The organism is Mycolicibacterium sp. XJ879, from assembly GCF_053483935.1.
The window spans coordinates 1-1,768 of the sequence record NZ_JBEFTH010000030.1; the positions used below are offsets into that span (position 1 = coordinate 1).

2 protein-coding genes are annotated in these 1,768 nt (G+C 62.2%); both read left to right on the forward strand.

Features of this window, described 5'->3' with window-relative positions; translation table 11 throughout:
* The coding region (locus tag ABQF13_RS25240) for an amidohydrolase family protein (protein ID WP_448395542.1) at nucleotides 1-861 on the forward strand (861 nt) is incomplete at its 5' end.
* A gap of 63 nt (nucleotides 862-924) precedes the next feature.
* Nucleotides 925-1,758 (forward strand): mycofactocin-coupled SDR family oxidoreductase, encoded by an 834-nt coding sequence (locus ABQF13_RS25245; RefSeq protein WP_448395543.1) that lies wholly within the window; start codon nucleotides 925-927, stop codon nucleotides 1,756-1,758.
* The last annotated feature ends 10 nt before the right edge of the window (nucleotides 1,759-1,768 follow it).

Here is a 1,768-nt window from a genome sequence, read left to right on the forward strand (position 1 = left end):
TCGACGTGTTTTCCGTCGCTGCCCGGGTTTGCCGGTGGGTTGTTTCATCGGGCCAGGGATAAGGACTTGGCGCTCAAGTGTGTGCGGGCATGGAACGATTTCCATCTTGATGAGTGGTGTGCGGCAGCGCCGGATCGGTTTATTCCGTTGGGGATTGTGCCCACCTGGGATGTCGAGCTTGCGGTGGCCGAGGCGCGTCGTTTGGCCGAAAAGGGATGTCGAACAATCAGTTTTCCCGATAGCCCGGTACCGCTGGGGATGCCGTCGTTTTTCTCCGATGCCTGGGATGGTCTGTGGGAGGTCGTGCAAGCCGAGCAGATCCCGATCTCACTGCACTTCGGCGGGGCGGGGTTTGTGCCGGGTTTCTCGTTCGCCAAGGAGAACGATCCTCATCAGATGCGTACCGAGGCACCGTTTGTGGTGGCGGTGACGCTGTTTTCCAGCAATCAGATGTGGACGACGGTGGATCTGCTGTTCTCCGGTAAGTTGCAGCAGTTTCCCGGGCTGCGGTTCTGTTTGGCCGAAGGGGGGGTCGGCTGGATTCCCTACCTGATCGAACGCGCCGACTATGCGTGGGATCGCCACCGGTGGTATCAGAACATCGACAAAAACGTCGCGCCCTCCGAACTGTTCCGCAGACACTTCTACGGGTGCTTCATCGAAGATGATTTCGGTGTGCAGAACCGCGACATCATCGGAGTACAGCGGCTGCTGGTCGAGGTGGACTATCCCCACTCCGACAGCAACTGGCCCAATAGCCGCAAACGGATCGCCGAATCGATGCGCGATGTGCCCGACGATGAGGTCGGTGCCATCGTCGAAGACAACGCGCGGGAACTGTTCCGGTTCCCCCGCCCGTGAGCCACCGCGCCCAGCCACCGATACACGCCGAGGCGGTACTGACCCGACAAACCGAAGGACATCATGGGAAAACTCGACGGTAAAGTCGCTTTGATCACCGGCGCGGCCCGCGGGCAGGGACGCTCCCACGCACAATTGCTTGCCGAGCAAGGCGCCGACATCATCGGCATCGACCTGTGCCGGCAACTGGACACCGTCAACTACCCGATGTCCACCGGCGCCGATCTGGAGGAGACTACCGCCCTGGTCGAAAAGACCGGGCGCCAGATGATCCCCCTGATCGGCGACGTGCGCGATTTCGACTCGCTGCAGACCCAGGTCAATGCTGCCGTGACCGAATTAGGGCGCCTCGACATTGTGCTGGCCAACGCCGGAATCATGGCCCAAGCGCTGCCCCCGCTAGACCCGGCCCGGTCCCGCCAGGCCTGGCAAGACTCCATCGACACCATGCTCACCGGGGTGTGGAACACCCTGCAGACCACCGTGCCGATCCTGCTCGAACAAGACCAGGGCGGAGCCATCGTCATCACCAGCTCAGCAGCGGGCCTGCGCACCCAACCCACCGACCGCGGCGGGGGCACCGACGGATACTACGCAGCCAAATTCGGCGTCGTGGGCCTGATGAAGGCATACGCAAACGCCCTGGGACAACACAACATCCGCGTCAACACCGTGCACCCCACCGGCGTCGCCACCCCCATGATCATCAACGACTTCTTCCCAGCATTCCTCGACGCCCACCCCCGCATCGCCGCAGCATTCCAAAACTCGCTACCCATACCCGCCATCGAACCCATCGACGTCAGCCGCGCCATCCTCTACCTCGTCAGCGACGACGGCCGCTACGTCACCGGAACCTGCCACACCGTCGACGCCGGCATCACAACCTTCAAATAACCACCCCCAC

What these genes read in the sequence shown, in the direction of transcription:
- ABQF13_RS25245 (WP_448395543.1), top strand. Translation starts at nt 925, where the DNA reads ATGGGAAAACTCGACGGTAAAGTCGCTTTGATCACCGGCGCGGCCCGC.